The 26,963-nt window shown below is 69.9% G+C and carries 29 protein-coding genes; 15 read left to right on the forward strand and 14 right to left on the reverse strand.

Features of this window, described 5'->3' with window-relative positions:
* Positions 1-4 precede the first annotated feature (4 nt).
* Both DNK54_RS12210 and DNK54_RS12215 read right to left on the reverse strand, forming a co-directional pair.
* The gene (locus DNK54_RS12210) at positions 5-748 is read right to left on the reverse strand and encodes an SDR family NAD(P)-dependent oxidoreductase (RefSeq protein ID WP_110207254.1); all 744 of its coding nucleotides are present in this window, start codon (positions 746-748) and stop codon (positions 5-7) included.
* A gap of 208 nt (positions 749-956) precedes the next feature.
* A complete protein-coding gene (locus DNK54_RS12215; protein ID WP_162602427.1) occupies positions 957-1,556 on the reverse strand; it encodes a TetR/AcrR family transcriptional regulator in 600 nt (199 codons plus the stop codon).
* Between the two features lie 106 nt (positions 1,557-1,662).
* Here DNK54_RS12215 and DNK54_RS12220 point away from each other — a divergent pair, with 106 nt between their 5' ends.
* From DNK54_RS12220 to DNK54_RS12235, 4 genes are all read left to right on the forward strand, one after another.
* Positions 1,663-2,856: a thiolase family protein gene (locus tag DNK54_RS12220; protein WP_110207256.1), complete on the forward strand. Its 1,194-nt coding sequence runs from the start codon at positions 1,663-1,665 to the stop codon at positions 2,854-2,856.
* Between the two features lie 46 nt (positions 2,857-2,902).
* Positions 2,903-3,667: a 3-hydroxyacyl-CoA dehydrogenase gene (locus DNK54_RS12225; RefSeq protein ID WP_110207257.1), complete on the forward strand. Its 765-nt coding sequence runs from the start codon at positions 2,903-2,905 to the stop codon at positions 3,665-3,667.
* Positions 3,664-4,716 (forward strand): LLM class F420-dependent oxidoreductase, encoded by a 1,053-nt coding sequence (locus DNK54_RS12230; protein WP_239460062.1) that lies wholly within the window; start codon positions 3,664-3,666, stop codon positions 4,714-4,716. Before DNK54_RS12225 ends, DNK54_RS12230 begins: the two co-directional genes overlap by 4 nt.
* Positions 4,717-4,804: 88 nt before the next feature.
* Positions 4,805-5,437 (forward strand): dihydrofolate reductase family protein, encoded by a 633-nt coding sequence (locus DNK54_RS12235; protein WP_110207258.1) that lies wholly within the window; start codon positions 4,805-4,807, stop codon positions 5,435-5,437.
* A gap of 14 nt (positions 5,438-5,451) precedes the next feature.
* Here DNK54_RS12235 and DNK54_RS12240 read toward each other — a convergent pair whose 3' ends face one another.
* A complete protein-coding gene (locus DNK54_RS12240; RefSeq protein WP_110207259.1) occupies positions 5,452-6,369 on the reverse strand; it encodes a LysR family transcriptional regulator in 918 nt (305 codons plus the stop codon).
* A 282-nt stretch (positions 6,370-6,651) separates the two neighbouring features.
* On the opposite strand from DNK54_RS12240, the gene DNK54_RS12245 reads away from it, so the two are divergent.
* From DNK54_RS12245 to DNK54_RS21715, 7 genes are all read left to right on the forward strand, one after another.
* Positions 6,652-8,016, forward strand: a complete 1,365-nt coding sequence (locus DNK54_RS12245) for an MFS transporter (RefSeq protein WP_110207260.1) — start codon at positions 6,652-6,654, stop codon at positions 8,014-8,016.
* 112 nt (positions 8,017-8,128) lie between these two features.
* Positions 8,129-8,692 carry an OsmC family protein gene (locus DNK54_RS12250; RefSeq protein WP_110207261.1) on the forward strand — a complete coding sequence of 188 codons (564 nt, stop codon included), beginning with the start codon at positions 8,129-8,131 and terminating at the stop codon, positions 8,690-8,692.
* A 4-nt stretch (positions 8,693-8,696) separates the two neighbouring features.
* Positions 8,697-10,319, forward strand: coding sequence for an AMP-binding protein (locus DNK54_RS12255; RefSeq protein WP_110207262.1), 1,623 nt, complete (start codon positions 8,697-8,699; stop codon positions 10,317-10,319).
* Positions 10,316-11,140, forward strand: a complete 825-nt coding sequence (locus DNK54_RS12260) for an enoyl-CoA hydratase/isomerase family protein (protein ID WP_110207263.1) — start codon at positions 10,316-10,318, stop codon at positions 11,138-11,140. Before DNK54_RS12255 ends, DNK54_RS12260 begins: the two co-directional genes overlap by 4 nt.
* Before the next feature lie 25 nt (positions 11,141-11,165).
* Positions 11,166-12,437 (forward strand): crotonyl-CoA carboxylase/reductase, encoded by a 1,272-nt coding sequence (ccrA, locus tag DNK54_RS12265; RefSeq protein WP_110207264.1) that lies wholly within the window; start codon positions 11,166-11,168, stop codon positions 12,435-12,437.
* A 229-nt stretch (positions 12,438-12,666) separates the two neighbouring features.
* Positions 12,667-13,695 (forward strand): enoyl-CoA hydratase/isomerase family protein, encoded by a 1,029-nt coding sequence (locus tag DNK54_RS12270; RefSeq protein WP_110207265.1) that lies wholly within the window; start codon positions 12,667-12,669, stop codon positions 13,693-13,695.
* Between the two features lie 182 nt (positions 13,696-13,877).
* Positions 13,878-14,009: a hypothetical protein gene (locus tag DNK54_RS21715; protein ID WP_275426266.1), complete on the forward strand. Its 132-nt coding sequence runs from the start codon at positions 13,878-13,880 to the stop codon at positions 14,007-14,009.
* A gap of 45 nt (positions 14,010-14,054) precedes the next feature.
* Here the strand turns inward: DNK54_RS21715 and DNK54_RS21105 are convergent, their stop codons facing one another.
* From DNK54_RS21105 to trpS, 7 genes are all read right to left on the reverse strand, one after another.
* A complete protein-coding gene (locus DNK54_RS21105; protein WP_162602428.1) occupies positions 14,055-14,339 on the reverse strand; it encodes a response regulator transcription factor in 285 nt (94 codons plus the stop codon).
* A 611-nt stretch (positions 14,340-14,950) separates the two neighbouring features.
* Positions 14,951-15,673, reverse strand: coding sequence for a GAF and ANTAR domain-containing protein (locus tag DNK54_RS12285; RefSeq protein ID WP_110207268.1), 723 nt, complete (start codon positions 15,671-15,673; stop codon positions 14,951-14,953).
* A gap of 51 nt (positions 15,674-15,724) precedes the next feature.
* Entirely contained in the window at positions 15,725-16,012 is a 288-nt protein-coding gene (locus tag DNK54_RS12290; protein ID WP_162602429.1) for an ANTAR domain-containing protein, read from the reverse strand.
* Positions 16,013-16,028: 16 nt separating this feature from the next.
* Positions 16,029-16,448 (reverse strand): GAF domain-containing protein, encoded by a 420-nt coding sequence (locus DNK54_RS12295; protein WP_110207270.1) that lies wholly within the window; start codon positions 16,446-16,448, stop codon positions 16,029-16,031.
* A gap of 6 nt (positions 16,449-16,454) precedes the next feature.
* The gene (locus DNK54_RS12300; protein WP_110207271.1) at positions 16,455-17,492 is read right to left on the reverse strand and encodes an acyl-CoA desaturase; all 1,038 of its coding nucleotides are present in this window, start codon (positions 17,490-17,492) and stop codon (positions 16,455-16,457) included.
* Between the two features lie 2 nt (positions 17,493-17,494).
* Positions 17,495-17,887: a DUF5994 family protein gene (locus tag DNK54_RS12305; RefSeq protein WP_110207503.1), complete on the reverse strand. Its 393-nt coding sequence runs from the start codon at positions 17,885-17,887 to the stop codon at positions 17,495-17,497.
* A gap of 109 nt (positions 17,888-17,996) precedes the next feature.
* Positions 17,997-19,061: a tryptophan--tRNA ligase gene (gene trpS, locus DNK54_RS12310; RefSeq protein WP_204164560.1), complete on the reverse strand. Its 1,065-nt coding sequence runs from the start codon at positions 19,059-19,061 to the stop codon at positions 17,997-17,999.
* Positions 19,062-19,393: 332 nt separating this feature from the next.
* On the opposite strand from trpS, the gene DNK54_RS12315 reads away from it, so the two are divergent.
* Genes DNK54_RS12315 through DNK54_RS12330 form a run of 4 tightly spaced genes read left to right on the forward strand, consistent with a single transcriptional unit; the run spans position 19,394 to position 23,122 of the window.
* Positions 19,394-20,536 carry an LLM class flavin-dependent oxidoreductase gene (locus tag DNK54_RS12315; RefSeq protein WP_110207272.1) on the forward strand — a complete coding sequence of 381 codons (1,143 nt, stop codon included), beginning with the start codon at positions 19,394-19,396 and terminating at the stop codon, positions 20,534-20,536.
* Entirely contained in the window at positions 20,533-21,090 is a 558-nt protein-coding gene (locus DNK54_RS12320) for a flavin reductase family protein (RefSeq protein ID WP_204164561.1), read from the forward strand. Before DNK54_RS12315 ends, DNK54_RS12320 begins: the two co-directional genes overlap by 4 nt.
* Positions 21,087-21,677 carry an NADPH-dependent FMN reductase gene (locus DNK54_RS12325; RefSeq protein ID WP_110207274.1) on the forward strand — a complete coding sequence of 197 codons (591 nt, stop codon included), beginning with the start codon at positions 21,087-21,089 and terminating at the stop codon, positions 21,675-21,677. The genes DNK54_RS12320 and DNK54_RS12325 overlap by 4 nt, the downstream gene beginning before the upstream one ends.
* Entirely contained in the window at positions 21,674-23,122 is a 1,449-nt protein-coding gene (locus tag DNK54_RS12330; protein WP_110207275.1) for an aldehyde dehydrogenase family protein, read from the forward strand. The genes DNK54_RS12325 and DNK54_RS12330 overlap by 4 nt, the downstream gene beginning before the upstream one ends.
* A gap of 72 nt (positions 23,123-23,194) precedes the next feature.
* On the opposite strand, the gene DNK54_RS12335 is transcribed toward DNK54_RS12330, so the two are convergent.
* From DNK54_RS12335 to DNK54_RS12350, 4 genes are all read right to left on the reverse strand, one after another.
* A complete protein-coding gene (locus DNK54_RS12335; RefSeq protein ID WP_110207276.1) occupies positions 23,195-24,247 on the reverse strand; it encodes an AraC family transcriptional regulator in 1,053 nt (350 codons plus the stop codon).
* Between the two features lie 88 nt (positions 24,248-24,335).
* Entirely contained in the window at positions 24,336-24,968 is a 633-nt protein-coding gene (locus DNK54_RS12340) for a maleylpyruvate isomerase family mycothiol-dependent enzyme (RefSeq protein WP_204164562.1), read from the reverse strand.
* Positions 24,965-25,816: a fumarylacetoacetate hydrolase family protein gene (locus DNK54_RS12345; RefSeq protein WP_110207277.1), complete on the reverse strand. Its 852-nt coding sequence runs from the start codon at positions 25,814-25,816 to the stop codon at positions 24,965-24,967. Before DNK54_RS12345 ends, DNK54_RS12340 begins: the two co-directional genes overlap by 4 nt.
* Positions 25,813-26,955, reverse strand: coding sequence for a cupin domain-containing protein (locus DNK54_RS12350; RefSeq protein WP_110207278.1), 1,143 nt, complete (start codon positions 26,953-26,955; stop codon positions 25,813-25,815). The genes DNK54_RS12345 and DNK54_RS12350 overlap by 4 nt, the downstream gene beginning before the upstream one ends.
* Between the last annotated feature and the right edge of the window lie 8 nt (positions 26,956-26,963).

Here is a 26,963-nt window from a genome sequence, read left to right on the forward strand (position 1 = left end):
GGCTTCACGCCCAGATCGTGCCGGGGCGACCTCCGTCGGCGGTGATGATGGCGCCGTTGGTGATCCGTCCGCGGGGTGAGGCGAGGAACGCGACGAGGTCAGCGACCTCAGCGGCATTCACCGCGCGCCCGAGTGCGTTGCCTGCTGCCGTGTTAGTCGCTCCCGCATCGTGAGCGTTGCGCTCGGTGATCGTCATGCCCGGGTGGACGCAGGAGACCGCGATGCCGTCCGCGCCGAGTTCATCTGCGAGGTTCTTGGTGAGGGCGACTACGCCAATGTTGCGGATTGACCCGGCGATCGACCCGGTCGTTCGAGCGTTGATGCCGCTGATGTTGACCACGGCTCCGCCCCGTTCTCTCAGGTGTGGCGTTGCGGCTCGGACCACGCGCAGGTAGCCGAGCACCTTCGTGTCGACGTTTCGGAGCAGATCGTCGTCGTCGAGCCCAGCCAGGCCTTTTACCTGGCCGGGCAACGACCGGGGTGCGGCGCAGTTGACCACGATGTCGAGGCGACCCAGCAGGGCCACGGCGGCATCGACCGCTGCTCGCACTTGGCCGTCGTCGGTCGTGTCTGCCCGGACTGTTCCGCGGGCGCCCACCTCCATCTGGGCGGCCCGCAGCGACTCGTCATCGCGACCCAGCAAGACGACGCTCACTCCCTCGCCGACCAGTGCGGACGCTATCGCCTTGCCGATCCCGCGATTGCCGCCGGTGACCAGGGCGGCGTGGCCGGTGAGTCTGAGGTCCATGAGGAGAGTTTGCTGGGCCGCGACGGCGTGGGTCCAGTCCTCGTTCCCGTGCTTTGCTTGGGACTGGCGGAATCCACGGTCCGTTCGACGGCGCAGAGGGGGAGTTCCATCGCCAGACACACGCCGGCACCCAGTTGAACTGGGCGTGTCGAGGTCACCTCGGATTGGTCTTTCAAGACGGCCGCCGTCTGGCGTGAGGGCGGCGCGGTCAGGCTGACGGCAGCAGGGTGGCGCGAGCGAGGCGCTTGAGGCGCTCGAGGTGTCGTTGCGTCGGCTCCTCGCGGGGGTCGAAGGTCGTGGTCAGCGCCATCCCGCGCAGGCTGGTGAAGAGCACGTCGCGGAAGTCGTCGTAGCCAGGTCTTGCGGCCAGCTCGGGTCCGAAGAAGTCGTCCATGGCCATCCGGATGGCGCGGGCGATGTCGCGCTCACCCTCGAGCAGGGCGTCGCGGAGCGAGGGATGGGTCCGGGCGGCGATCCAGAGCTCGGTGGCCGCCCAGAAGTAGCCCTGGGTGAAGGTGGCCGCCATCGCCTCGACCACGGCGTCGACCCGCTCACCGAGGTCGGCTGGCCAGGTATGGCCGGAGGGCAGTTCGCCGACGCGCGCCTTCGCGAGGTGGTGGACCGCAGCGATGAGCAGGTCGTCCCGGGAGGGGAAGTGGTGCAGCAGGCGTCCTCGTGAGACCTGCGCGCGCTCCTGGATCCGGAGCGTCGATGCGCCGCTGTAGCCGTGCTCCAGCATCACCTCGACTGCGGCGTCGAGGATCTGCCGTTGCGCGTCGAGGGAGCGGGTCTGCACGGCACGGACCACGAGATCCACCTCTCACTGGGGTGACAACGGCAAAGCCGAAGGCTACTCTGCGCGTTAACCAGTCAGCACTGACTGGTTAATTCTCCCTCAGACTCCTGGAGGCCCGATGCCTACTCCCGTCATCGTCGATGTCGTCCGCCTCGCGTCCGGCAAGGGCAAGCCGGGCGGGGCGCTCTCCGGCACGCATCCGACGTCGATGCTCGTCCACGTGCTCCGTGCCCTCGTCGAGCGCAACGACCTCGACCCCGCGCTGATCGACGACGTGATCACCGGCTGCGTGATGCAGGCCGGCGAGCAGTCCCTCAACATCGGCCGCGCTGCCGTCCTCGGTGCGGGCTTCCCCGACTCGGTCCCCGCGACCACGATCGACCGTGCCTGCGGCTCCAGCCAGCAGGCGGTCCACTTCGCCGCGCAGGGCATCTCCGCCGGCGCCTACGACATCGTCATCGCCGCCGGCGTCGAGTCGATGAGCCGCGTGCCCATGGGCACCAGCAGCCTCGGCCAGGACAACCTCGGCCCCGAGGTCCATGCCCGCTACCCCGAGGGCCTGGTCAACCAGGGCGTCTCCGCCGAGTTGGTCGCCCAGCGCTGGAAGCTCGACCGCGAGACCCTCGACGCGTACGCCGCCGAGTCGCACCGGCGCGCCGCGGCGGCCATTGCCGCCGGCCACTTCGACAGCGAGATCGTCCCGATCACCGTGCCGACCGCCGACGGGGGCACCGCCGTGCACACGATCGACGAGACGGTGCGGGCCAGCACGACCGCCGAGGGCCTGGCCGGCCTCAACCCCGCCTTCCGGACCGACGAGATGGCTGCCCGCTTCCCGGACGTCACCTGGCAGATCCACCCCGGCATCTCCTCGCCGTTCACCGACGGCGCCTCCGCTGCGCTCATCATGAGTGAGGAGATGGCGAGCCGGCTCGGCCTCACGCCGCGTGCCCGCTTCGTCTCCTACGCCGTCAGCGGCGACGACCCGCTGCTGATGCTGACCGCGCCGATTCCGGCCACCCAGAAGGCGCTGGCCAAGGCCGGTCTCGGCATCGACGACATCGACGCCTACGAGGTCAACGAGGCGTTCGCGCCGGTGCCGCTGGCCTGGGCCCACGAGCTCGGCGCGGACCCGGCCAAGCTCAACCCGTGGGGTGGCGCCATCGCCCTCGGCCACGCCCTCGGGTCGTCGGGCACCCGGCTGCTGACCACCCTGGTCAACTACCTCGAGTCGACCGGCGGCCGCTACGGCCTGCAGACCATGTGCGAGGCCAACGGCATGGCCAACGCCACCGTCATCGAGCGCATCTGAGAGCGCTCCCCCACTCAGGCGAAACCTTCCGAGAAAGAGAGCACCCATGCAGATCTCCACGACCGTCGCCCTGGTTACCGGCGGCGCCTCCGGGCTGGGCCGGGCCACCGTCGAGGCGCTCCTGGCCAAGGGCGGCAGGGCCGTCATCCTCGACCTGCCCGGCGGCGCCGGTGAGACCACGGCGAAGGAGCTCGGCGACGCCGTCCGCTTCGTGCCGGCCGACGTGCGCAGCGAGGAGGACGTCAAGGCTGCCATCGCCGCGGCCTCCGAGCTCGGCGAGCTTCGCGTCGTGGTCAACTGTGCCGGCACCGGCGACGCGATCAAGACCGTCGGGCGGGGCAACGAGCCCTACCCGTACGACAAGTTCCAGCGGATCATCGAGATCAACCTGCTCGGCACCTTCAACGTCATCCGCCTCACCGCAGCGCACATGGCCGGCCTCGACCTGCTGGGTGAGGAGCGCGGCGTCATCGTCAACACCGCCTCGGTCGCGGCGTTCGACGGCCAGATCGGCCAGGCGGCGTACTCGGCGTCGAAGGGCGGCGTGGTCGGCATGACCCTGCCGATCGCCCGCGACCTGTCGACCCTCGGCATCCGCGTCGTCACCATTGCGCCCGGCCTCTTCGACACGCCGCTGCTCGCCTCGCTGCCCGAAGAGGCACGCAGGAGCCTCGGCCAGCAGGTGCCGCACCCCTCCCGCCTCGGTGACCCCGCGGAGTACGGCGCCCTGGCCGCGCACGTGGTCGAGAACCCGATGCTCAACGGCGAGACGATCCGCCTCGACGGTGCGATCCGGATGGCGCCTCGATGAACGCGATCAAGATGGGCATGATCATCGACTACGCCGGCGGCTTCGACGAGACCGTCGAGCTGTTGCTGGCCTACGAGGACGCCGGCCTGCAGATGGCCGCCATCCCCGAGGCGTACTCGTTCGACGCGGTCAGCCAGATCGGCTACCTCGCCGCGAAGAGCGACCGGCTGGAGCTGATGTCGGCGATCCTGCAGGTCTACTCGCGTACGCCGTCGCTCAACGCGATGACGGCTGCGGGCCTCGACTACGTCTCCGGTGGACGGTTCACCCTCGGCCTCGGCGCCAGCGGCCCGCAGGTCGTGGAGGGCTTCCACGGCGTGAAGTACGACGCCCCTCTGGGCAGGACCCGCGAGGTCGTCGAGATCTGCCGTCAGGTCTGGCGTCGGGAGCCGGTCGAGCACCGGGGCAAGCACTACACGGTGCCGCTCACCAAGGAGGACGGCGGATCGGGTCTCGGCAAGCCCCTGAAGATCATCAACCGCCCGGTCCGCAACGAGATCCCGATCTCGATCGCCGCGCTCGGGGAGAAGAACGTCGCCCTGGTCGCCGAGATCGCGCAGGGCTGGCAGCCGCTCTTCTTCCACCCGCACAAGGCGCAGGAGGCGTGGGGCGCGGCGCTGGCCGAGGGCATGGCGAAGCGCGACCCCGCGCTCGGCGAGCTCGACATCCAGCTCCAGGTGAACTTCCACTTCGGGGAGCCCGGGCCCGAGGCGATCGCCAAGGTGCGCAACCAGCTGGCGCTCTACATCGGCGGCATGGGGGCGCGCGACAAGAACTTCTACAACCAGCTCGCCTGCCGCTACGGCTACGAGGACGAGGCGAAGAACATCCAGGACCTCTACCTCGCGGGCAAGAAGACGGAGGCCGCCGAGGCGATCCCCGCCGACCTGATCGACGCGGTGACGCTCATGGGGGACGAGGAGGCGATCCGTCGCCAGGTGGCGGAGTTCCATGCCGCCGGCGTGCGCACCTTCCTGCTCAACCCGCTGGCCGAGGAGCCGGGCGACCGTGTCGAGCACGTACGCCGGCTCGCCGCGGTCATGGCCTGAGGAGAACGGTCCACTCGGGACCGATGGATCCGGGGCGTGGCGCCGGTCATTCTTGGTGAGACACCGACCGCCACCGTGAGGAGTGCTGATGTCACGCACCCGGATCCACAACTTCTCCCTCTCCCTGGACGGCTTCGCGACCGGGGAGCCGCAGTCGTTCGAGACGCCGTTCGGACACGCCGGCCAGCGCCTCCACGAGTGGATGTTCGCCACGCGCTTCTGGTCGTCGCAGGGTCAGCCCGGGGTCGACGACGCTTTCGCCCAGCAGCACAGCCAGGGCTTCGGCGCCGAGATCATGGGGGCCAACAAGTTCGGTCCGCCCGGCTGGCAGGACGATCCCCAGTGGCGCGGATGGTGGGGCGAGGAGCCGCCCTTCCACACGCCGACCTACGTGCTGACGCATCGTCCGCGCCCGCCGCTCGAGATGGCCGGCGGCACCACCTTCCACTTCCTGGACGCCACCCCGGAGGAGGCGCTCCAGGTCGCCCGGGAGGCGGCCGGCGGGCTCGACGTGCGCATCGGGGGCGGTGCCACCGTCGTGCGCGACTTCCTGCTGGCCGGACTCGTCGACCACATGCACCTCGTACAGGTGCCGATCGTGCTGGGTCGCGGCGTACGGCTGTGGGACGGGCTCGAAGCGATCGAGGAGCGGTACGACGTCGAGACGGTCGCCGCGCCGAGCGGCGTCACCCACCTCACCTTCACGCGCACGGAGGGCTGAGCCTGCCGCTGCGCTCAGTCGGCGACGAGGCTGAGCCGCGTGGGTGGCGCGAGGCCGGCAGTGTCGTGCACGAGCTGGTGGAGCATGCGGGTCATCATCATCACGCGGGCCAGCCGCTCGAAGTTGCTGGGCACCAGCAGCCAGTAGCTGTGCGGCACGGTCTGCTCCACGCCGGGCAATCGGACCAGGCCGGGGATCCGCCGCCCGATGTACGTCGGCAGGAACGCAAGACCCATGCCCTGCTGTGCCGCGTTGATCTGGGCGGCGATGCTGTTGGACTGCACCCGCGGAGCAGCGTCGGGCACCAGCCCGTAGAGCGTCTGGTACGTGTGTGCGCCGAGTGCCTCGTCGACGTACCAGATCAGCTCGAAGGCGTCGGCGATCTCGGCCGGATCGGTGACCGTGGGCCGTGTGGCCAGGTAGTCCGGCGCGCCGAAGAAGGCCAGCTGGTAGTTCGCCAGCAGGGAGACCTTCACACCGCGGGCCTGCGGCCGCTCGATCGTGATCGCCACGTCGAACTCGCGCGAGGTCAGTGAGGTGTGTCGATTGGCGGTGACCACCTCCACGGTGAGGCCGCCCAGCTGCTCGGAGAACCGGCCCAGCCCGGGCACCAGCAGGTAGGAGCCGAAGCCGTCCGGCGCGACGATCCGCACGGATCCAGTGAGGTGCTTGCCGGTGAGCAGGCAGTCCTCGTTGGCGGCCCGGACGGCGGCCTCGATCGCCTCGGCATGGGCCAGCAGCCGCATGCCGGGTTCGGTGAGCGTCCACCCCGACGGCTCGCGGTTGAAGAGCCGCTGCTGCACCGAGCGCTCCAGCTGCGAGATGTGTCGCCCGACGGTCGTGTGGTTGAGCTTGAGGACCTTCGCCGCCTCGGTGAGCCGACCGTGACGAGCGACTTCGAGGAAGATTCCGAGGTCGTCTGCACGCACCATGCAGCCACGCTACTCCAGTCCGGCCTGGTTCCGCGCCGTCAGCGTCTGCCCAGGTCAGCAGGGCGTTGTGCAGAAATGCACAGGCCTTGGCGGGGTTGGCCATTGCCAGCCGGTGAGCGCCCGGACCACGCTGAGGACAGCTTCAAGGTGACCACGGTCACAGCACCGGGGTCGCCGCGAAGCCCAGGGCTTCCACCCTGACCGGGAGCCCTTCTCCGCACAGCGCGCGTCCGCCGGAGTTCACCACCCTCCTTCCCAACATCCCGTGATTGGTGAAAAGCAATGGCACAGAAACCCGCACTGCCGCACCGGCAGAACTCTCCGCGACTCGTCGCCATCGGGAGCTTCGTCGGCACCACCATCGAGTGGTACGACTTCTTCCTCTACGGCACCGCCGCTGCCCTCGTGTTCTCGCCCCTCTTCTTCCCCGACGTCTCTCCGGCGATCGGCCTGATCGCCTCCTTCGCGACGTACGCCGTCGGCTTCCTGGCGCGGCCTATCGGCGCGCTCGTCGGCGGTCACGTCGGCGACCGGATCGGACGCAAGGCGATGCTCGTCGCCTCGCTGCTGATCATGGGCATCGCCACTGCCCTGATCGGGGCCCTGCCCACCTACGACCACGTCGGCATCGTGGCGCCGCTGCTGCTTCTGGTGCTGCGTCTGGCGCAGGGGTTCGGCGTCGGCGGCGAATGGGGCGGTGCCGCCCTGATGACCGTCGAGTCCGCCCCGCCCGGCAAACGCGGCCTCTACGGGTCGTTCACCCAGATCGGCGTCTCGGGCGGCATGCTACTAGCGGTCGGCGCCTTCACGCTCGCCAAGGTCTCGATGAGCCACGATGCCTTCCTCGCCTACGGATGGCGGATCCCGTTCCTGGCCAGCGCCCTGCTCGTCATGGTCGGCTTCGTGATCCGAGCGAAGCTCGCCGAGCCGGAGTCGTTCCAACGGCTCAAGGACGAGGACGCCCTGCCGGAGAACCCGCTGGCCGAGGTGGTGCGCAACGAGCGCCGCTCGATCTGGCTCACCATGGGCATGCGGATGTCGCAGAACACGGTCTACTACCTCTACACGACCTTCGGGATCGCCTACATCGCGCGCTCGATCGACGAGGACACCAACATCGGCCTCTACTCGGTGCTCATCGCCAGCGCCATCGGTCTCGTCTCGGTACCGCTGTGGGCCGCTCTCTCCGACCGCGTCGGCCGTCGCCCGGTCTACCTCTTCGGCACGGTCACCAGCGCCGTCTTCATCATCCCGTTCTTCCTGATGGCCGACACCGGCAGCCCGGTGCTGATCGTGATCGGCATGGTGATCGGGCTGAACCTCTTCCACGACGCCATGTACGGCCCGCAGGCCGCCTTCTTCTCCGAGCTGTTCTCGACCCGTGTCCGCTACAGCGGCGCCTCGATGGGGTACCAGTTCGGCTCGGTCCTCGCGGGAGGCTTCGCCCCGCTCATCGCCACCTCGCTGCTGGCTGCGAACGACGGCCGCCCCTGGTACATCGTCGGCTACTTCACGGCGATGAGCGCCATCACCTTCGTGGCGGCGTACCTGGCCCCGGAGACGAGCCACCTCGAGGACGAGCCGGCTGCCGTGCCGGTCGACGCGGCCACCCCGGTGCCGGCCCTCGCCACGACGGCACCCCGCTGACGGTGGTGGGCCGGCCGAGAGCAGAGCGGCCGGCCCACCGCCTTCCAACCCCATCTGTCCGCACGGATCTCAGGCGTGCGCACACATCCCCACCAGAGAGAGGCAACCAGCCATGACCATCACGACTGGCGTCATCAACGGCGTCGACACCGACGCCCTGGCCGAGACCATCGCCGCGGTCCGCACCGACCCGACGCTCGCGCAGGTGACCTTCACCCTCGGATCCGAGTGGGGAGGTGGCTGCCACCAGCGGGCCACCACCGGACCCGTGCGTCAGAGCGGCGCGGAGGTCGAGTCGCGCACCGCTCGCTACACGCTCGAGTCCGACGAGCCGGCCGCCCTGCTCGGCACCGACCTGGCTGCCAGCCCGGCCGAGTACGTGTTGCAGGCGCTGGCGGGCTGCTACGCGGTGACCTTCGCCGCCAACGCCGCTGCCCGGGGCATCGAGCTCTCCTCGCTCCGCTTCGACCTGGAGACCGACTTCGACCTGCAAGGGTTCCTGAACGTCGACGACTCGGTCCGGCCAGGCGCCCAGGAGGTGCGCGTCGTGGTGCACGCGACCTCCACGAACGCCGAGCGGTCCGCCCTCGAGGAGCTCTGCACTGCGGTCCAGCAGCGCTCGCCGATCCGCGACACGCTGGCCAGCCCGGTCCGCGTCACCACGACCCTGGCGTGACGTCATGAGCCTCCCCCTCACGATCGAGCACCTGCTCTGGCGCATGGAGCACGTGCACCACAGCTCCGAGGTGGTGGCCGTGACGCCGGACGGCACGGGGCGGCTGAGCTTCCCGGAGACGGCGGCCCGGGCGCGTGCCCTGGCCGCCGGCCTCCGTGCCGGTCACCGCGTGGAGGCCGGATCGGTGGTCGCCGTGCTCGCCTTCAACACCCGCCTGCACCTGGAGCTGATGCTCGGCGTGCCGAGCCTCGGGGCCGTCCTGGAGTGCGTCAACATCCGCACCAGCACCGAGGTGATCCTCGACCAGCTCGCCGACTCCCGCCCGCAGGTCGTCGTGATCGAGACCGAGGCGCTGGAGCATCCCACGGTGGGCGGAGTCGTGCGTGACGTGCGCGACGCCTGCCGCGCGCTCGGCCGCGAGGTGCTGCTCCTCGACGGCCGCACCGGCGACGGCCTGGAGCAGCTCCTCGCGCCCGTGCCTCCGGCGGCTCGCACGCCACTCGCAGAAGAGGAGACCGCCTACCTCTTCCACACCTCCGGTACGACGGGTCGGCCGAAGACCTACCGGGTCACCCACCGCGACGTCGTCCTCCATGCGCTCAGCCAGGCGACCACGGTCGCCGCCGATCTGCGTCCCGAGGACCGGGTGCTGCCCCTCGCGCCGTTCTTCCACGTGAACGGCTGGGGCCTGCCGTTCACCTGCGCGGTGACCGGCTCCGACCTGGTGCTGACCGGATCCGACGCGACGGCCGACACGGTGGTCGACGTGCTGCTCGAGGAGCGGGTCACCGTCGCGGCCGCGGTCCCCACCGTCTGGTACGACGTGTGCGAGGCGGTGCGCCGGCGGTTCGGTGCGCGGCAGTCGGATGCGCCCTCGCCGGTGCCTGCTCTCCGCGAGGTGCTCACCGGCGGCAGCGCCGTACCCGCGTCGGTCGCGGAGGCGATCCGGGAGCAGCTCGACGCGCGCGTCGTCGCGGCGTGGGGCATGACCGAGACGATGGCGTGCAGCACCTACGAGCGCGACCAGCCGTCGTCGGCCGCCGGACTGCCGGTGCCGTTGGTGGAGACCCGGGTCGTCGACCCGCTCGGAGTCGAGGTTCCCGAGGGCCGCGGGCGCCTCGAGGTACGCGGTGCCTTCGTCGTCGGGGCCCGGGGCGACTCCGTCGCCGGCGCGGGCTGGATGGACACCGGCGACATCGCATCGATCGACGAGGAGGGTCGGCTGCGCCTGCACGACCGGCAGAAGGACCTGATCAAGTCGGGAGGCGAATGGATCGCCTCGGCCGAGCTCGAGCAGGGGCTCTGCAGCCATCCGGCGGTCTCCACCGCCGCCGTGGTGGCGCGGCCCGATCCGCGCTGGATGGAGCGGCCGGTCGCCTACGTGGTGCTGCGCAGTGCTGGCACGGCCACTGCCGAGGAACTGCTCGACCACCTGGCTGCGGAGTTCCCGAAGTGGTGGCTCCCCGACCAGATCACCATCACCGACGATCTGCCCCGGACGGCGGTCGGAAAGATCGACAAGGTCTCTCTCCGTCGTGCCCAGGGCAGCCCCGCGGCCGATCCCGTCTCGGGCTCGCGCCGATCCCGTCCGTCCATCAACGCACACAGGAGCGAGGTAGTGGCATGACCACGACACAGGGAGAGTTCATCCAGGTCGAGCACCGGGGCGACGTCGCCTGGGTGACCATCGATCGCCCCAAGAAGCTGAACGCGCTGTCGACCACTCTGATGGCCGAGCTGTCCGCTCGGCTGCGTGAGGTGGAGGCCGACGACAGGGTCCGGGTCGTGGTGCTCCGCGGCGGCGAGCAGGCGTTCAGCGTCGGCTACGACATCGCCGAGGAGGTCGAGCTCGGCGTTGCCACCGCGGAGCAGTGGCACGCCGGTCTGACCAACAACATCGGTCTGACGATGCAGGTCTGGGGGCTGCGCAAGCCGGTGATCGGCGCCGTCTCGGGCTGGTGCCTGGCCGGCGGCTGCGAGCTCGCGATGGCCTGCGACCTGCTGATCGCCACCCCGGACGCGCAGTTCGGTGAACCGGAGATCCGTTTCGGGTCCGGGCCGGTGACGCTGCTGATGCCGTTCCTGATCGGGCAGAAGGCGACCAACGAGCTGCTCTTCACCGGCGACATCGTCGATGCGGACCGGGCGCTCCAGCTCGGCCTGATCAACCGGATCGTGACCACGGACGCGCTCGAGGACGAGGTGGACCGGATGGCTCGCAAGATCGCCCTTACGCCGCTGTCCATCCTGCGCTTCACCAAGCGTGCCCTCAACGCCGCCTACGAGCAGATGGGCCTGCGCGGTGCCGTCTCGGCGAACCTCGACATCGCTGCGGTGCTCAACTCCGCCGACACCGCCGAGCGTGCCGAGTTCACCGAGCTCGTCGCCACGAAGGGGCTCGGCGCGGCCCTGGCCTGGCGCGACGCCCGCTACGCCGAGACCGAGTGACCCCTTCCCCGACAAGGAGACCCCTATGACCATCGAACGCACCTCTGTCAGCACCTCCACCACGCCCACCCCGGACATCGGCACGTTGCCGCCGCTCGGTGAGGTCCCGACCCGCATGCACGTGCAGGCCGTCCGCCCCGACCGGTACGGCGACCCGGCCACCGCCTTCCAGCACGAGCTGGTGGACACCCCCGCGATCGGCCCCGACGAGGTGCTCGTCGCGGTGATGGCTGCCGGCATCAACTACAACAACGTCTGGGCGGCACGCGGCTACCCCGTCGATCAGGTCGCGGTGCGCAACAAGCGCGGCGAGGTCGAGGACTTCCACGTCGGAGGCTCCGACGCCTCCGGCATCGTCTATGCCGTCGGCTCGGCGGTGACCGACTGGCAGGTCGGCGACCACGTGGTGGTGCATCCGGGTGTCTGGGACGCCGACGATCCGTGGATCGCCCGCGGTCGCGACCAGATGATCGCGCCCAGCGCGAAGATCTGGGGCTACGACACCAACTACGGCTCCTTCGGGCAGTTCGCCCGCGTGCAGTCGCACCAGCTGATGCCCAAGGCCGAGCAGCTCTCCTGGGCCGAGGCGGCAGCGCCCACTCTCGTCGGCACCACGGCGTACCGGATGTTGCACGGCTGGGCCGGCAACACCGTGCAGGAGGGCGACCTGGTGCTGGTCTGGGGTGGCTCCGGCGGACTCGGCACCCAGGCTTCGCAGCTGGTCAACGCTGCGGGTGGGCGGGCCATCGCGGTCGTCTCCGGCGATGACCGCGGCGAGTACGCGATGAAGCACGGGGCGATCGGCTACATCGATCGCCGCCGCTTCGACCACTGGGGCGTCCCGCCGCTGGTCGACGACAAGGCGGGACAGAAGGAGTGGACCGCGGGTGCCCGCGCGTTCGGCAAGGCGGTCTGGGAGCTCGTCGGCGGCCGGGAGGACCCGGCGATCGTCTTCGAGCACCCGGGGGCGGCGACGATCCCGACCAGCATCTTCCTCTGTCAGCCCGGCGGCATGGTCGTCATCTGTGCTGGCACCACCGGCTTCGATGCGATGGTCGACCTGCGCTACCACTGGACCCGGCAGAAGCGGTTCCAGGGCTCGCACGGCACCAACGACGCGCAGGCCTACGCCTACAACGACCTGGTCCGGGCCGGCAAGATCGACCCCTGCGTGGGCCGGGTGCTGAGCTTCGACGACATCCCGCGTGCGCACGCCGAGATGGGGCGTGGCGAAGAGGTCTTCGGCAACACCGTGATCCTGGTCGGTGCCGACGATCCAGCAGCCGGACGGCAGTGAACGTGCTCGATCCGGGTCATGCGGAGGGGTCGCTCGGGTGTCTTCACCCGCGCGGCCCCTCCTGCAGTGCCGCGCCGAGCCGCTCGACGCCGGCGACCAGGTGCTTACCTGCATCGTGGTGACCTAGTGTTCGGCGTAGCCGCCGGGCGTGTGCGAGGCCCGATCGGTCGGCGGCGCGGACGGAGCGGCAGAATCCTCGTTGGTAGCGGACGGTGGGTGGGGAGGGTCGATGACGAGCACTGACGAGGTGACGATCAGCCGGACGGGTCGGGTCGGCCGGATCACCCTCACCCGACCGCAGGCGCTCAACGCGTTGAACCTGCCGATGGTGGAGAGGATCGGCGCCACCCTGGCTGCGTGGGCGGGTGAGGACCTGCGGGCGATCACGATCGAGTCCGCCAGTGACCGGGCCTTCTGCTCCGGCGGCGACATCCGCCAGGTCCGGCAGAACACCCTGGACGGCGACCCGGAGGCCAGCGACCGCTTCTTCGCTACCGAGTACGAGGTGAACCGGATGCTCGGGGAGTACCCGATCCCGATCGTCTCGCTGATCGGCGGCATCTGCATGGGCGGAGGGCTCGGGATCAGCGTGCATGGCCCCTTCCGCGTGGTCACCGAGAATGCGGCGTTCGCCATGCCGGAGACGAAGATCGGCTTCTTCCCCGACGTGGGCGGCTCCTACTTCCTGCCCCGGCTGCCGGGTCATATCGGCAGCTACCTCGGGCTGACCGGCGCTCGGATCGACGCCGCCGACGCGCTGGCCATCGGGATGGCCACGCATGCCTGTGCTCCCGAGGCGCTGGCCGGGGTCCCGGAGCTGCTCGCGGAGCGCGACGGACCGATCGACACGGTGCTCAAGGAGCTTGCCCCCGACGCTGCCCCGCCTCATGCGCACTGGCGCAGCGACCTGATGGCCCATCGCGAGCAGATCGACCACTGCTTCGGTGCGTCGAGCATCGACGGGATCCGCGAGCGACTGCGACGGGACGGTTCGCCGTGGGCCACCGAGACGCTGGAGCTGCTGGCCGGGGTGTCGCCGTACAGCCTGGCGGTTACGGCCGAGCTGATGGCGTGGGGACGAGAGCGCTCCCTGGCCGACTGCCTGGCGATGGAGCGTGCCGTCGCCCGTCACGTCGCCACCACGCCCGACTTCATCGAGGGCGTCCGTGCCGCGTTGGTCGACAAGGACCGCGCGCCGGTCTGGTCCGAGTTCACCGGCCTCGACCCCGCCCTACGTCCTGCCTTCCGGCGGCTCTAGCGACCACCCGGCAGGACGCCCCGCGGGAGGTCCTGCCAACCGGTTGTTGGAGCGGCCAGATGGTAGGACGCTGCGCGAGTGCGCTGGCGGTAGCCTGCACGGACGCAGCCGACTCGGAGGGATGCAGGTGCCGAGCCGGGAAGGTCCACGAGTACTTGCGGGATCCCGACGAGGTCACGGCCATGGCCGCGCTCCGCAAGGCGCGGGCCGACGCCACCCGTGCCACCGTCGCTCATCGCCGCCGCGACCAGGAGGAGTGGACGGTGCGCTACGAGCGCACCGCCGGCAAGCTTCCCGGCGACTTCGTGATCTGAGCGCTACCGGGGGCGAAACCCATCGCCGCCGCGAGGAAAGGGTGATCAGGATCGGGGCGGGTGCCACGACACTCGATAGGCAGCGCTGACCGCGCCGACTTGGGAGTTCGTGTCGAGCTTGGACAAGATCGACTTGACCTGGCTGCGCACGGTGCCTATGGCAACCACGTCGCTTCGAGCGATCTGGTTGACAGTGGCGCCGGTCATGAGAGCTCGGAGGATCTGCACCTCGCGACGGGTGAGTCGGTCGAGTTGCGTTCGGATGACGCGCAACTCCTCGCGTTCTGCGTCTGCTGAGGCGATCAGGGCGGCCCGGTGGGTGGAGCTCATGAGCGGTAGCCCGTCACGGACCCGGCGCGCGGTCTGCAAGACACCCGTCAACGCGCAGGTTTTGGGTAGCACCCCCTTCGCGCCATTCCCCACAGCGCGACCCCATCGTGGCCGATCTGTTGTCTCCGTGAGTACGACGACCGACGCCCCGGCGGCCGTGAGCGGGCCTACGAGGCGGACGCCGTCGCCTGCGGAGCCGAGATGGTGGTCGAGGAAGACCAATCGTCCTGCGCTGCGAAGCCCGGCGGCAAGGACCTTCGCCGACGAAGACTCTGCGTGCCCGATGTCGATGGTCGTGACGAGGTAGCCCTCGCGTTCCAAGACCAGTGCGAGTGAGTCCGCCAGAAGGCGGCTCCGGTCGATAATGGTGACCCGCATCGGCCTCGTCACAACGGATGCCAGAAGTGGTGCGTCTCGCTCGCCGGCCCGACCGCCTTGGTCAGCCTTGAGGGCCGAGGGAGTGCTTGGGTACTCTAGCGATCGGCCCATGGGATCCCTTTGTACGTCGCAGGTGGCGACTCGCGGGGTCCAGGCGGGTCGAGGTGGTTCTTGTCTATCACGGTGCCAGGCCGACAGACCAGGCTCTCGATGTCCACGCCGCTCAGGCGGCGTCATGGACGGCGGAGGTCGTCTGCCGTCAAAGCACGGTCGACGACTCGTCTGGCGACGTCCTTGACTGCCTGGCTGTTCCGACGGCTGTAGTCCCTCATGAGCTGGAAGGCTCGGTCGACGTCGAGGTCGGCGCTCGCCATGAGCACTCCCTTGGCCTGTTCGATCAGCACGCGGTTGTTGAGCGCCAGTTGCAGCTGTTCAGCGATCAGGCCCGATTGCCGAGCGGCCCGTTCTTGGAGGAGACCGATGGTGGCAATGTCGGCCAGGGCCTGGCCCACCGCTGCGTCGACGTCGCTCAGCCGTGAGTCGGAGCTGCAGAAGAGGTTCATGGCGCCGAGGACCGAGTCACGGAGTCGCAAGGGGATGGCGTGAGCAGATTGGAAGCCGACGTCAGACAGCGCCTCACTGAACCGCGGCCAGCGGCTGCGCGTCTGCTCGGCGCCCACATTGATCACCGGGCGGCCAGTCTGGAGGCAGTCGAGACACGGACCTTCGTCGTTCTGGAGTTCGAGGAGCTCGAGGAGCTGTGCCTGGTCGGTTGTCGAGGCAACCACATGCAGGACACTGTGCCTATCGATCAGGATGACTCCTGCGGCGTCCGCGTTCAGCAGTTCGACGCTGCGCTCGGTCAGGGTCGACAGGAAGTCCAGAGCATCGAACTCGTCGACAAGTGTGTCCGCGAGTTCAACGAAGACGCGGGTCAGTCGTTGTTCGTTGGTCATTCCGATCGCCCCTCGTCGGTGATCTTGGACGCCGGAGGCCGGCTCCGGATCTCAATCATCTTCACTCTCTTCGGGGTGGATGCGAAGCGTGCCGGAGAGGATATCTCTGGCGATGTCGTGGAGCGGACGCTCCGAGGAGAAGGCTCGGGCGCGCATCAACAGGAGCGCCTCAGTCATACCGACCGATGCGGTGACGGAGAGAAACCCCGTCGCTTGGTGGACGACGGCCTGATAGGCGACCGTCGCCCCCAGGTCAGGATGGAGCGCACCGCTCGGCCACATCTGATCCTGGAGGTGAAGCAGGACCACGACCGCTGCTCCAGCATAGGCCTGCGCCATCTCGCGCTGAGCGTCGTCAAGCTGTCCCGGGAGAGAGCGATACCAGGCACAGACTGCCGAGTCTGATCTTCCCGACGCTGAGCGGCAGAGCGATGATCGCCTCGATACCCACCGCTCTCGCTCCGATGGCGAACGCCGGCCAGGGTGTCGACGAGGTGCCACCGAGGTCATGATGGACGACGGCGAGATTGCTCCGGAACGCCTCCAGGCTCGGGCCCTCCCCGAGGTCGAACTGAAGCTCCTCAAGGCGCGCGGCGAGGGGATCCGATGCCCCCAGCACGGATTGGTGTCCACCGTCGTTCACCAAAGTCATCGCCACAGCTGTCGAGGGGAGACCACGTGCGCAGTCCACGCACAGCAGTTCGGGGAGGGAGCGCCTCGTCTCGCTCTGGGCAAGGGCACCGATGGCGGCGAGGATCTGGTCGATCCCTCTCATCCTGCCCTAGCCACGTGCGCTCGCGCCGACGCTGTGCATGTGCTTGAGTGCCGCCGCGTAGCACTCAAGGGCTGAACTCTCCGCGTAGGGGATCTGGTTCTCACGGCAGAACGCACGGACGAGCGGCTGGGCTCTGCGTAGGTTTCGGCGCGGCATGCTGGGAAAGAGGTGGTGCTCGATCTGGTAGTTGAGCCCGCCGTAGACCGCGGAGGCGATGCGGCCGCCGCGCACGTTGCGCGAGGTCAAGACCTGACGGAGCAGCGGATCATGGGCTTGAACGGCGTCCAGGACGGGCATCCCTTTGTGGCTGGGAGCGAACGAGCATCCCAGGTAGAGGCCTTGGATTCCCTTGTGAATGACGAAGAAGAGCAACGCCTGCTGCCAGGTCATCGTGAGGAGGAGAAGAAGCGTGTAGCCGAGGAAGTGTGCTCCGAGCAGCAGCAGCTCGGGTCCTCGGAGGCGCAGCCCTGGCGTGGCAAGTGCACGCACGCTAGCAATATGTAGGTTGAGTGCCTCAAGCAGGAGCAGTGGGAAAAAGAGGATGGCTTGATGTCGAGTCCACCACGCCGCGACGCCCCGCCGCCCTTCTCCCTGGCTGACATCCCAGATCAGCGCACCGGCCCGAACGTCAGGATCGCTGTCTAGATCGTTCGGATGCGCGTGATGTGCGTTGTGCTTCTGGACCCACCATCCGTAGCTCAGGCCGCTGAGGAGATCCCCAGCTACGAGGCCCAGCGCTCGGCTCGTCGTCGCGTTCCGTGTCACTTGGAGGTGGCCGATGTCGTGGCCCAGAAAGCTGGTTTGCGTGGCGATCACCGCCATCGCGGGAGCTAGGAGGAGGAGCCACCACGAGTCGCGGTTGGAGACCATGAGGGCGATGACGATCCCGAGTGCGGCGAGCAGCGCAAGCGCACTGAAGAAAGACGTCGCTGGACGGCGGTCCAGCAGGCCGCGCTCGCGAACCAGCCGGGCCAACTCGCCGTAGCTTCCCGCGCGGGTCCGGGCCGCCGTGTCTGGAGTGTTAGGAATGCCCGAGTCGGCCATGGCTACACGCTCGTGGCCGACTCGTGCTCGACCGATTCTCCGAACTCGGCGAGGAGCTTGGCGGCCTGATCGTGAGGTGTCTCGGGCGCGATAACACGGAGGGTCTTGCGCTCGCCGTCCGACATCGACAGCACCAGAGTGTGCGTATCGTCACCTGGGAAGCACCCGGTCTTGACGCGGCGTCCGCGTACGGGCGCCGCACGCGGATGGTCGTCCCAATCGGGCGGCGAATAGAGCACGCGGGAGATGTGCCCGGCGCTCGGTGGCCACATCTCGAAGAGGGTGGCGAGCTGGTCGGCCAAGCGCCGGCTCTGGGGCCACCAAGCGCCCTCGGGGAGTTGATGATCGTGGCTTGCCCTCAAGGTGAGTCGCGAGGGATGAAGTTCAGTGACCATGGCCACCGCCTAACGATTGCTGCCTTTGCCGAGCTCGCGATGGAGTCGGGTGATCGCAGTCTGAGTCAAGGCTATCTCGTACTCCAAAGCCTGAGGGGTGAGAGCTGCTTCATTGGCCACCCTCGTAGACCATCCCCATCGCCCGGCGTACCTCGGTGAGCGTGGCGTCGGCGATCTCCCGAGCGCGGGCGTTCCCCGCGCGCAGCACCTGCACGACGTAGGCCGGGTCCGCGGCGATCTCGGCCCGTCGTCGCCGGTGCGCTGCCAGGAACTCGTTGACCGCCTCAGTGGTGATCCGCTTCAGTACGGCGCTCCCGCCGTCGCCGATCTCGGCAGCCAGCTCCTCCGGCGTGCGCCCGGTGCAGACCGACGCCGTGGTGAGCAGTGCGGAGACCCCCGGTCGCCGCTCGGGATCGAAGGTGATGAGACGCTCGGAGTCCGTACGGGCCCGGCGAACGGCCTGGGCGGTCTCGTCGGCACTCATCGCCAGCTGGATCGCGTTGCCGTAGCTCTTCGACATCTTGCGGCCGTCCAGCCCGGGCAGCTCCGGGGTCTCGTTGACGAGCGCCTCCGGCTCGGGGAAGACCGCGGCGTAGCGCTCGTTGAACCGCCGGGCGATGACCCGGGTCTGCTCGATGTGCGGCAGCTGATCCTTGCCGACCGGCACCAGGTTGCCCTTGCAGAAGAGGATGTCGGCCGCCTGGTGGACCGGATAGGTGAGCAGCAGGCCGCTCAACGCCCGGCCGGAGGCCGCCAGCTCCGACTTCACTGTGGGGTTGCGGTGCAGTTCCGCCTCGGTCACCAGGCTCAGGAACGGCAGCATCAGCTGATTGAGCTCGGGCACCGCGGAGTGCACGAAGACGGTGCTCCGGGCCGGGTCCAGGCCGGCAGCCAGGTAGTCGACGATCGCCTCGTGCACATGGCGAGTCACCCCGGCGGCATGCTCACGGTCGGTGATCACCTGGTAGTCGGCGACCAGCACGAAGGTGTCGACCCCGGCGTCCTGCAGGCGTACTCGCTCCCGCAGGGTGCCGAAGTAGTGGCCCAGGTGCAGCAGGCCGGTGGGCCGGTCGCCGGTGAGGATCCGGAACTCGCCGGGGCGCTCGGCGATCCGGTGTTCCAGAGCCGGCATCCGGCTGAGCGTCGCGTTGAAGGAATCCATGTAGGAGTCCATGGTGTCGTGCTCCTCTGAGATGAGGCTGCACGCAGGGTCCCCACGATCGGCGCGGGCTGCAGTGCAGCCCGCGAACATGCGTTACTCGGCTGCTGGAAGCAGCCACCACCACGCGAGGGTCGTCGTACGCATGCTTCGAGGGTAGCGCGCGGGGCCGCTGGAGCTGGCGCGGGCACCGTTTCGATGCCGGCGACAAGGGCTGCGCAAAGTGGCCAAACCGGCGGCCCGTCGACGGATAGTGCCGCCGCGATGCCCGCTCCTACTGTGGCGCGACCAGTGAGTGTGACGGCTGTCATAACACCCGGAGTGGAGCCGTCAGAGCAGGAGGAGCAATGACCGTCAGCACCGTACGCCCCGACCTCTCCTACGAGGAGTTGGTCGAGGCCCGCCGAGCCAGCGGCGTGGCGATGTACAACCAGAACAAGATGAAGCTCGGGATCTTCGGTGCGAACTGCAGCCACGGCCTGATGGCCACCCATGCCGAGAGCAGCTACGAGCTGACCTGGCAGCACACCCAGCGGATCGCCCAGATCGCCGACCGCCTCGGCTTCGAGGCGATGCTGCCGGTGGCGCGCTACCGCGGCATGGGTGGTGACACCAACTTCAACGGCGAGAACTACGAGACCCACACGTGGGCGGCCGGCATCGCCCAGGCGACCGAGCAGATCATGGTCTTCTCCACCACCCACCTGCCCACGAAGCACCCGATCGTGGCGGCCAAGGAGTCGGTGACCGTCGACCACATCTCGGGCGGCCGCTTCGGTCTCAACATGACCATGGGCTGGTACAAGGCCGAGATGGAGATGTTCGGCGGCACCCAGCGCGAGCACGACGCGCGCTACCGGTTCGGCTCGGAGTGGATCGAGATCGCCAAGCGGATGTGGACCCAGGACCGGGTCGACTTCGTCGGGGAGTTCTTCGAGATCAAGGACGCGATGTCGGACCCGAAGCCGATCCAGGAGCCCTGGCCGGTGCTCGTCAACGCCGGCAACTCGCCTGCCGGGCTGGAGTTCTGTGCCCGCGAGTGCGACTTCAACTTCATCGCCTTCGCCGATGTCGACGAGGCACGGGCGACCGCCTCCCAGGTGCGCGGCATCGCTCAGGCGCAGGGCCGCGACCTCGGCATCCTCGGCTACGGCAACATCATCTGCCGCGACACCGAGAAGGAGACCAAGCAGCTCCTCGACCACATCCTGGAGAAGGGCGACTGGGCGGTCGCCGAGATGGTCTCGGCCGGGCTCGGCTCCGAGAGCGGCTCCTTCGACAAGGTGAAGGCGCTCCAGGAGCGGTTCATCCTCGGCTACGGCGGCTACCCGCTCATCGGCACCCCCGAGCAGATCGTGGAGCAGCTGCTGGAGCTGGAGCAGGCCGGCGTCGGCGGCATGATGGTCGGCTTCCTCGACTACGTCGAGGAGCTGCCCTACTTCGGCGAGGCCGTGATGCCGCTGATGCGCGAGGCGGGGCTGCGGGAGTGAGCGCGGTGCGGATGCTGCGGGCCGGCCCGGAGCGGAGTGCCGTGCACTCGCGGGCCGGCCTGCCCCCGGCGGAAGCACCGGGTGCGGCGGCGTACAAGGAGGTGCTGGGCCGGTTCTGCACCGGCCTCACCGTGGTCACCTCCAGCCACGCCGGTGAGCCGGTCGGCTTCACCTGCCAGGCGTTCTCCGCCCTCTCCCTGGATCCGCCGGAGGTGCTGTTGAGCGTCCAGCAGACCTCGACCACCTGGCCCCGGATCCGCGAGCACGGCCGCTTCGGGGTGGGCGTGCTCGCGGCCGGCCAGGAGGAGCTTGCGCAGGCGCTCGCACGCAGTGGCACCGACAAGTTCCGCGATGTCGACTGGCGGCCGTCCCCGACCGGGCTGCCCCGGCCTGAGGGCCTGCTGGCCTGGATCGAGTGTGAGCTGGTGCGAGAGGTGGTCGCCGGTGACCACCTGCTGGCGATCGCCTCGGTCCGTGCCCTCGAACCGCTTGCGGAGACGGCCCCGCTGCTCTACTTCCGCGGCCGGTTCCTGAGCGCCGGAGGTGCCGCGTGAGGTCGTTGCTCACCGTCTACGGCAGCCCCACCCCGCCCGGCAAGCTGGCCCGCGCACTGGGCGCCGTCGAGGAGCACGCCGCAAGGCTCGACGGCTGGCGGGTGGACCGGTTGAGTCCGGCCTCACCCACCGCCTGGCCGGAGGACGCCGCCGACCGGGTCAGGTCGGCCACCGGGCTGGTCATCGCCAGCCCGGTGTTCCGGGCCTCGTTCCCGGCCACCCTCAAGCAGCTCTTCGACCAGCTGCCGGTCGAGGCGCTCCGCTCCCGGCCGGTCGCCCTGCTCACCGTCGCGGCGGCGCCGGAGCATGCGCTGGCGGCCGAGCGCCACCTGCGCGACGTGCTGGCGTGGTTCGGCGCGCTCACGGCTCCGAACGCGCTCTTCCTGGTCGACCGGCTGCTGGCCGGGCCGGAGCTCGACGAACAGGTCCGTGCCGACCTCGCCGCGCTGGCGGAGCAGGTCGTCGCCCTGTCAGCACTGCCGCAGGCGGACCGGCTCGGGCCAGCCCCGCTTGCCGCGCGCCGGGCGCCGGGCGCCGGCGTACCGCCGCGGCCCCATCCCGAACCCCGAAAGGACCCCACCCCATGACCCTCGAACACAGCCCTGCCGCCCACCTCGTCGACGGCCGCTGGCTCACCTCCGGCGTCACCGCCACCTCCCTCTCACCGGCGGACGGCACCGCGCTGGGTGAGTACGACGACGCGCAGCTCCCGCTCGGTGAGCAGGCGATCGCCGCGGCTCGGCTCGCCTTCGACACCACCGACTGGGCCGGGGATCGCCAGCTCCGGGCCAAGGTGCTCAACGAGATGGCCGACGCCGTCGAGGCCGCTACCGACGAGCTGGCCCTGATGCTGGCGCGGGAGAACGGCAAGATCCTGCCCGAGGCCCACTTCGAGCTGAGCCTGACGCCCTCGAAGCTCCGCTACTACGCGGCGATGGCCCTCACCGGCAGCGGCCGGGGCGACCAGGCGAAGGCGGGCGTCATCTCGACGCTGATCCCGGTGCCGGTCGGCGTGGCCGGGGTGATCGTGCCCTGGAACTCGCCGGTGGTGCTCGCCGTGCGCTCCTTCGCCCCGGCGCTCGCCGCGGGCTGCACGGTCGTGGTGAAGATGGCTGCGCAGACGGCCCTGGTCAACGCGCGCTTGGCGGAGATCCTGGCCGGGTGTCCCTCGTTGCCGCCCGGGGTGCTCAACGTGGTCACCGAGTCGGGGAGCGAGATCGCCAAGCGCCTGGTGGACTCCCCGGCGGTCGACGTCATCAGCTACACCGGCAGCACGGCCGTCGGCCGGCAGATCATGGCTGCCGCCGCCCCGCGGTTGAAGCGCGTCTCCCTCGAGCTCGGTGGGAAGACGCCGATGATCGTCTTCGACGACGCCGACCTCGACCGGGCCGTCGGCACCATCGCCGCCGGCATCACCACCTTCGCGGGGCAGTTCTGCATGACCGGAAGCCGGGTGCTCGTGCAGCGGGGCGTCGCCGAGCAGGTGCGGGAGCGCCTGGTCGCCGCACTCTCCGCCGTACGCGTCGGGCCGGGCGACGCACTGGACTCCCAGATGGGGCCGATGATCGACCGGGCCAGCCGGGACCGCCTGGTGGGGCTGATCGAGTCGAGCCGCGGCGACGCGACGGTGCTGGTCGCCGGTGGCGTGCCGGAGGACCCCGCGCTCGCCGGCGGCGCCTACTACCGCCCGGCGCTGTTGGAGGTCGCCGACCTCGACTCCCCGCTGATCCAGCAGGAGCTCTTCGGGCCGATCGCCACCTTCGAGGTCTTCGACGACGAGGCCGACGCGGTCGCGCGTGCCAACGCCACCGACTACGGTCTCGCCGCCTCGGTGTGGACCGCCGACGGGCAGCGCGGGCTGCGGATGGCCGACGCGGTCGCGGCGGGCACGGTCTGGCTCAACGCCTGGGCCGTCGTGCTCGACCAGTTCGAGGAGGGCGGCGTCAAGCAGAGCGGGCTGGGCCGCCTCAACGGACACCGGGCCGTGGAGGAGTTCCAGGAGGTCAAGCACCTGGTGCAGGTGCTGGGCTGAGCATGCCGTGTGGGGTGGCCGATCGGAGTCGATCGACCACCCCACACGTCTGTCGGGGTGCGACTCCGCGGTTCAGCCGGAGACCCGCGGCTGCGCGGGGACCATGCCACGCAGACTCCGCTCCAACGTCTGTGACGGCAGCTCGCCAAAGGCGGTCCGATAGGTCGAGGAGAAGCGGCCCAGGTGGTAGAAGCCCCACCGGGTGGCGACGTCGGTCACCGTCACCTCGGCGGACCGGGGCGACTCCAGCTCGGCCCGCACCCGGTGCAGCCGCTCGTTGCGGAGGTACTGGATCGGGGTGCAGCCCATCGCGGCGCGGAACTGGGTCTGCAGGGTGCGCGCGCTGACGCCGGCGACCGTGACCAGGTCGGCAAGTGTGGGCAGGTCGTGGGCGTGGGCATGGATGTGGTCGCAGACGGCACGTACGACGTCCGGACGGTCGGCGGACTCGCCGCCGTCGAGCAGCAGCTGATGGGGACCGGAGGCGGCCAGCACCAGGCTGCTGAGCACCAGGGACTCCATCTGTCGCCGGGCCACGCCGTTGTGGGCGATCAGGCCGTCGTCGTCCCACTCGGAGATCACGAAGTCGAGGGCGCGCAGCAGTCCCCGGCCGGCCGGGGTGGTCAGGTCGACGTTGAGGCCCAGCTCGAGCGGTCCGCGCAGGGGCCGCTGCAGGAGCGTGGCCAGGTGGGACTCCAGCGCCTCCCGCGGGATCCGCACCGCGATCTGCTCGGTGTCGGCGTTCCAGGCGATCGTCTGCCGATGCTGGGGCAGCAGCACGGCCGCGCTCCGTCGGCCGCTGGTCGACGTGGTCGTGCCGTCGGAGCGTGCCACCGTGCTGTCGCCGCGCAGCGTGACGTTGATGTGGTACCAGGCGTCGTTCGGCGGCAGGTCGATGCCGGCTGCCAGTCCGTAGGTCAGGTAGCCGATAGTGAGGTCGCCGCTCTGGACCGCGTTCATCCGGGCGTGCAGCGTCGTGGAGCGGTCGGGGGTGAGCACGTGCGGCTCATACACCTGCGCGACGACGTGCTGGGCCTCCTCCGGATCGCTGGTGCGAAGCCTCCCGTACTGGTGGAGCGGCTCGTCGCGCGGCGGAGGTGCTGATCTCTCCACGATCTGGTCCATGCCCCAGGTCTCCTCTCAGCGGTGAGCGTAGTGCGTCTGCCAAGGTCGGCAGGGAGTCTCGGTCGAGGCTCAGCGGTGAAGCCACGCTTCAGAGCCACGGCCCCAGATCCGCGGCCGGCGTACCGTCCGTCAGGCGTACGTCGTGGGGGCGCCCGGTCAGCCAGGCGACCCGGTCGGCGAGGGTGCCGGTGACCGGGGGCAGCTCCGGGCCGCGGCGGATCCGCACCTCCTCCTCGAGGGCGGTGAGGAAGTCGTCCGGGAGCGCCGCGAAGCTGATGCCGAGCTCCAGGTCGACGGCGTGCACCAGCACCTCGCGGGCGCGCAGCCAGGGGATCTCGGTGGCCGGAACGATCCGGCCCTGTGCGGTGCGGACCTCCCGCCGCCACTGAGCCTCGGTGAGCTCGGCCAACGCCGCCTCCAGGGCGGCCGAGGAGCGGGCCTGCCAGGCCACGAGCTCCTCGGCCGGCAACAGTCCGCCCTGGGCGATGCCCGCGGCTCGCTCCTCCGGTGAGGCATACATCGGCCGCTCCACCCCGGTGGCGGCCCAGCGAGCCAGGTTGAGCAGCGCGTCGGCGTTGGCGGCGACATGGGCGGTCAGGTGCCCGCGGCTCCAGGTGGGCAGCCCGCTGGGGGCGCCGGAGGAGTCCGCGTCCAGCCCGGCGACCGTCTCGTCGAAGAGTCGCTGGCCGTGCCGCATCCAGCCGAGCACGTGCTCGGTCACGCCTTCACCACCCGGTTGACGCAGGCGCCCAGGCCGTCGATCTCGGTGACGACGCTCTCTCCGCCGACCAGGTAGACCTGCGGGTCCCGGGCGTGGCCCACGCCGGCCGGGGTGCCGGTGGCGATGAGGTCGCCGGGGTTGAGGCGCACGATCGTCGAGATGTAGCGGACCAGCATCACCGGATCGAAGAGCAGCGTGGCGGTGTCGTCCTCCTGCATCACCTGCCCGTCGACCGTGGTCCGCACCGTCAGCCGCGGTCGTACGCCGCCAGGCAGCTCGTCGGGTGTGACCAGGTAGGGGCCGACCGGCGTCGAGGAGTCCCAGATCTTGCCCTGGGTCCATTCGATGGTGCGGAACTGCCAGTCGCGCACGGAGATGTCGTTCATCACCGTGAAGCCCGCGATCGCGGCCGCTGCCTCCTCCTCGCTCGCGCGCCGGACCGGGGCGCCGATGACGACCACCAGCTCGACCTCCCAGTCCAGGGCGTCGGTCTCGGCCGGCTTCTCGATGTCGTCGTGGGCACCGAGCAGCGTGTCGGCGAACTTGGTGAAGAGCGTCGGGTACGCCGGCAGGTCGCGCCCCATCTCGTTGATGTGGTTGGTGTAGTTGTGGCCCACGCAGACGACCTTGGAGGGCCGGGGCACCACCGGCGCGAAGTCGGCGTCGGCCGGGTCGTAGGTCGCGGCATCGTCGCCCCCGGCGGCTGCGGCCCGCTCGGCCCAGTCGGGCCGGGCGAGGAAGGCTCCGAGCTCCTCCTCGCCGAGGTCGACCAGGAGCTCCCGGCCGTCGACCGTCGCGAGCTTCACCGCCCGGGTGCCGGTGGAGGTGCGGAGGGTGGCGAGCTTCATCGGGAGTCCTTCTGGGTGCGGTCGAGGCCGAGCGCCTCGAAGACGGGTGCGTCGCTGAAACGGAAGAGGTCGAGGTGGCCGGCGTCGGAGTCGGTGCGGCCGGCCTCGGAGCGGGCGCTGAACGGCTCCCACGACGGCACCACGAAGAGATCACCGCGGGTGACCGACCACCGCTGGTCGCCGACGGTCACGGTGCCCGAGCCGTCGAAGACCTGGTAGACCGACGATCCGGTCTCGCGGACCGGAGTGGTCTCCGCGCCGCGCACCACGCGGTGGAACTCGGCACGGATGGTCGGGAGCACGTCGGACCCGTCGGCAGGGTTGGTGAAGCGGACCGCGGCATGCCCTGCCTCCACGGTGCCGCCGAAGCCCTCCTGCTCCAGCCGGAGCTGGTCGGTGAGGGCCCGGTCGGTGTGCTCCCAGCGGTAGGCGAGCAACGGCGTACCGCGGGAGCCGGCGGAGGCGGCGAGCGGCCGGAGGCCGGGGTGGCCCCAGAGTCGTTCGGAGCGGGAGCGCTCCGGCTCGATCCGTTCGGCGTCGCTGATCTCCTCGCGCCCGAACTCGAAGAACTGCGCCTCGGTGAGGTGCTGGAGGGGGATGTCGAGCCCGTCGATCCACGCCATCGGCGCGTCGGTCGCGTTGTGGTGGGCGTGCCAGTTCCAGCCGGCCTGGGGCAGGAAGTCGCCGCGGCGCATCGGCACCGGGTCACCACCGACGACGGTCCACACCCCCTCGCCCTCGACGACGAAGCGGAACGCGTGCTGGGTGTGCCGGTGCTCGGGTGCGTCCTCGCCGGGCATCAGGTACTGGATCGCGGCCCACAGGGTCGGGGTGGCGAACGGCCGGCCGGCGAGGGTCGGGTTGGCCAGGGCGATGGCCCGGCGCTCGCCGCCGCGGCCGACCGGCACCAGGTCGCCGGCCCGGGCCGCCAGCTCGACCAGCCGCTCCCAGCGCCACAGGTGGGGTACGGCGCGACTGCGGGGGTGGAGGGGCATCAGGTCGCCGATCTCGGTCCACAGCGGCACGAGCAGCTCCTGCTCGAAGCCGCGGTAGAGGTGCTCGAGGGCGGGCGTCGGCTCGGGTTGGTCGGGTCCGTCGACGGCGGTCAGCCGGAACGGGGTGGGAAGAGTCGTGCTCATGTGTGCCA

The organism is Nocardioides daejeonensis, from assembly GCF_003194585.1.
Taxonomy (GTDB): Bacteria; Actinomycetota; Actinomycetes; order Propionibacteriales; family Nocardioidaceae; genus Nocardioides; species Nocardioides daejeonensis.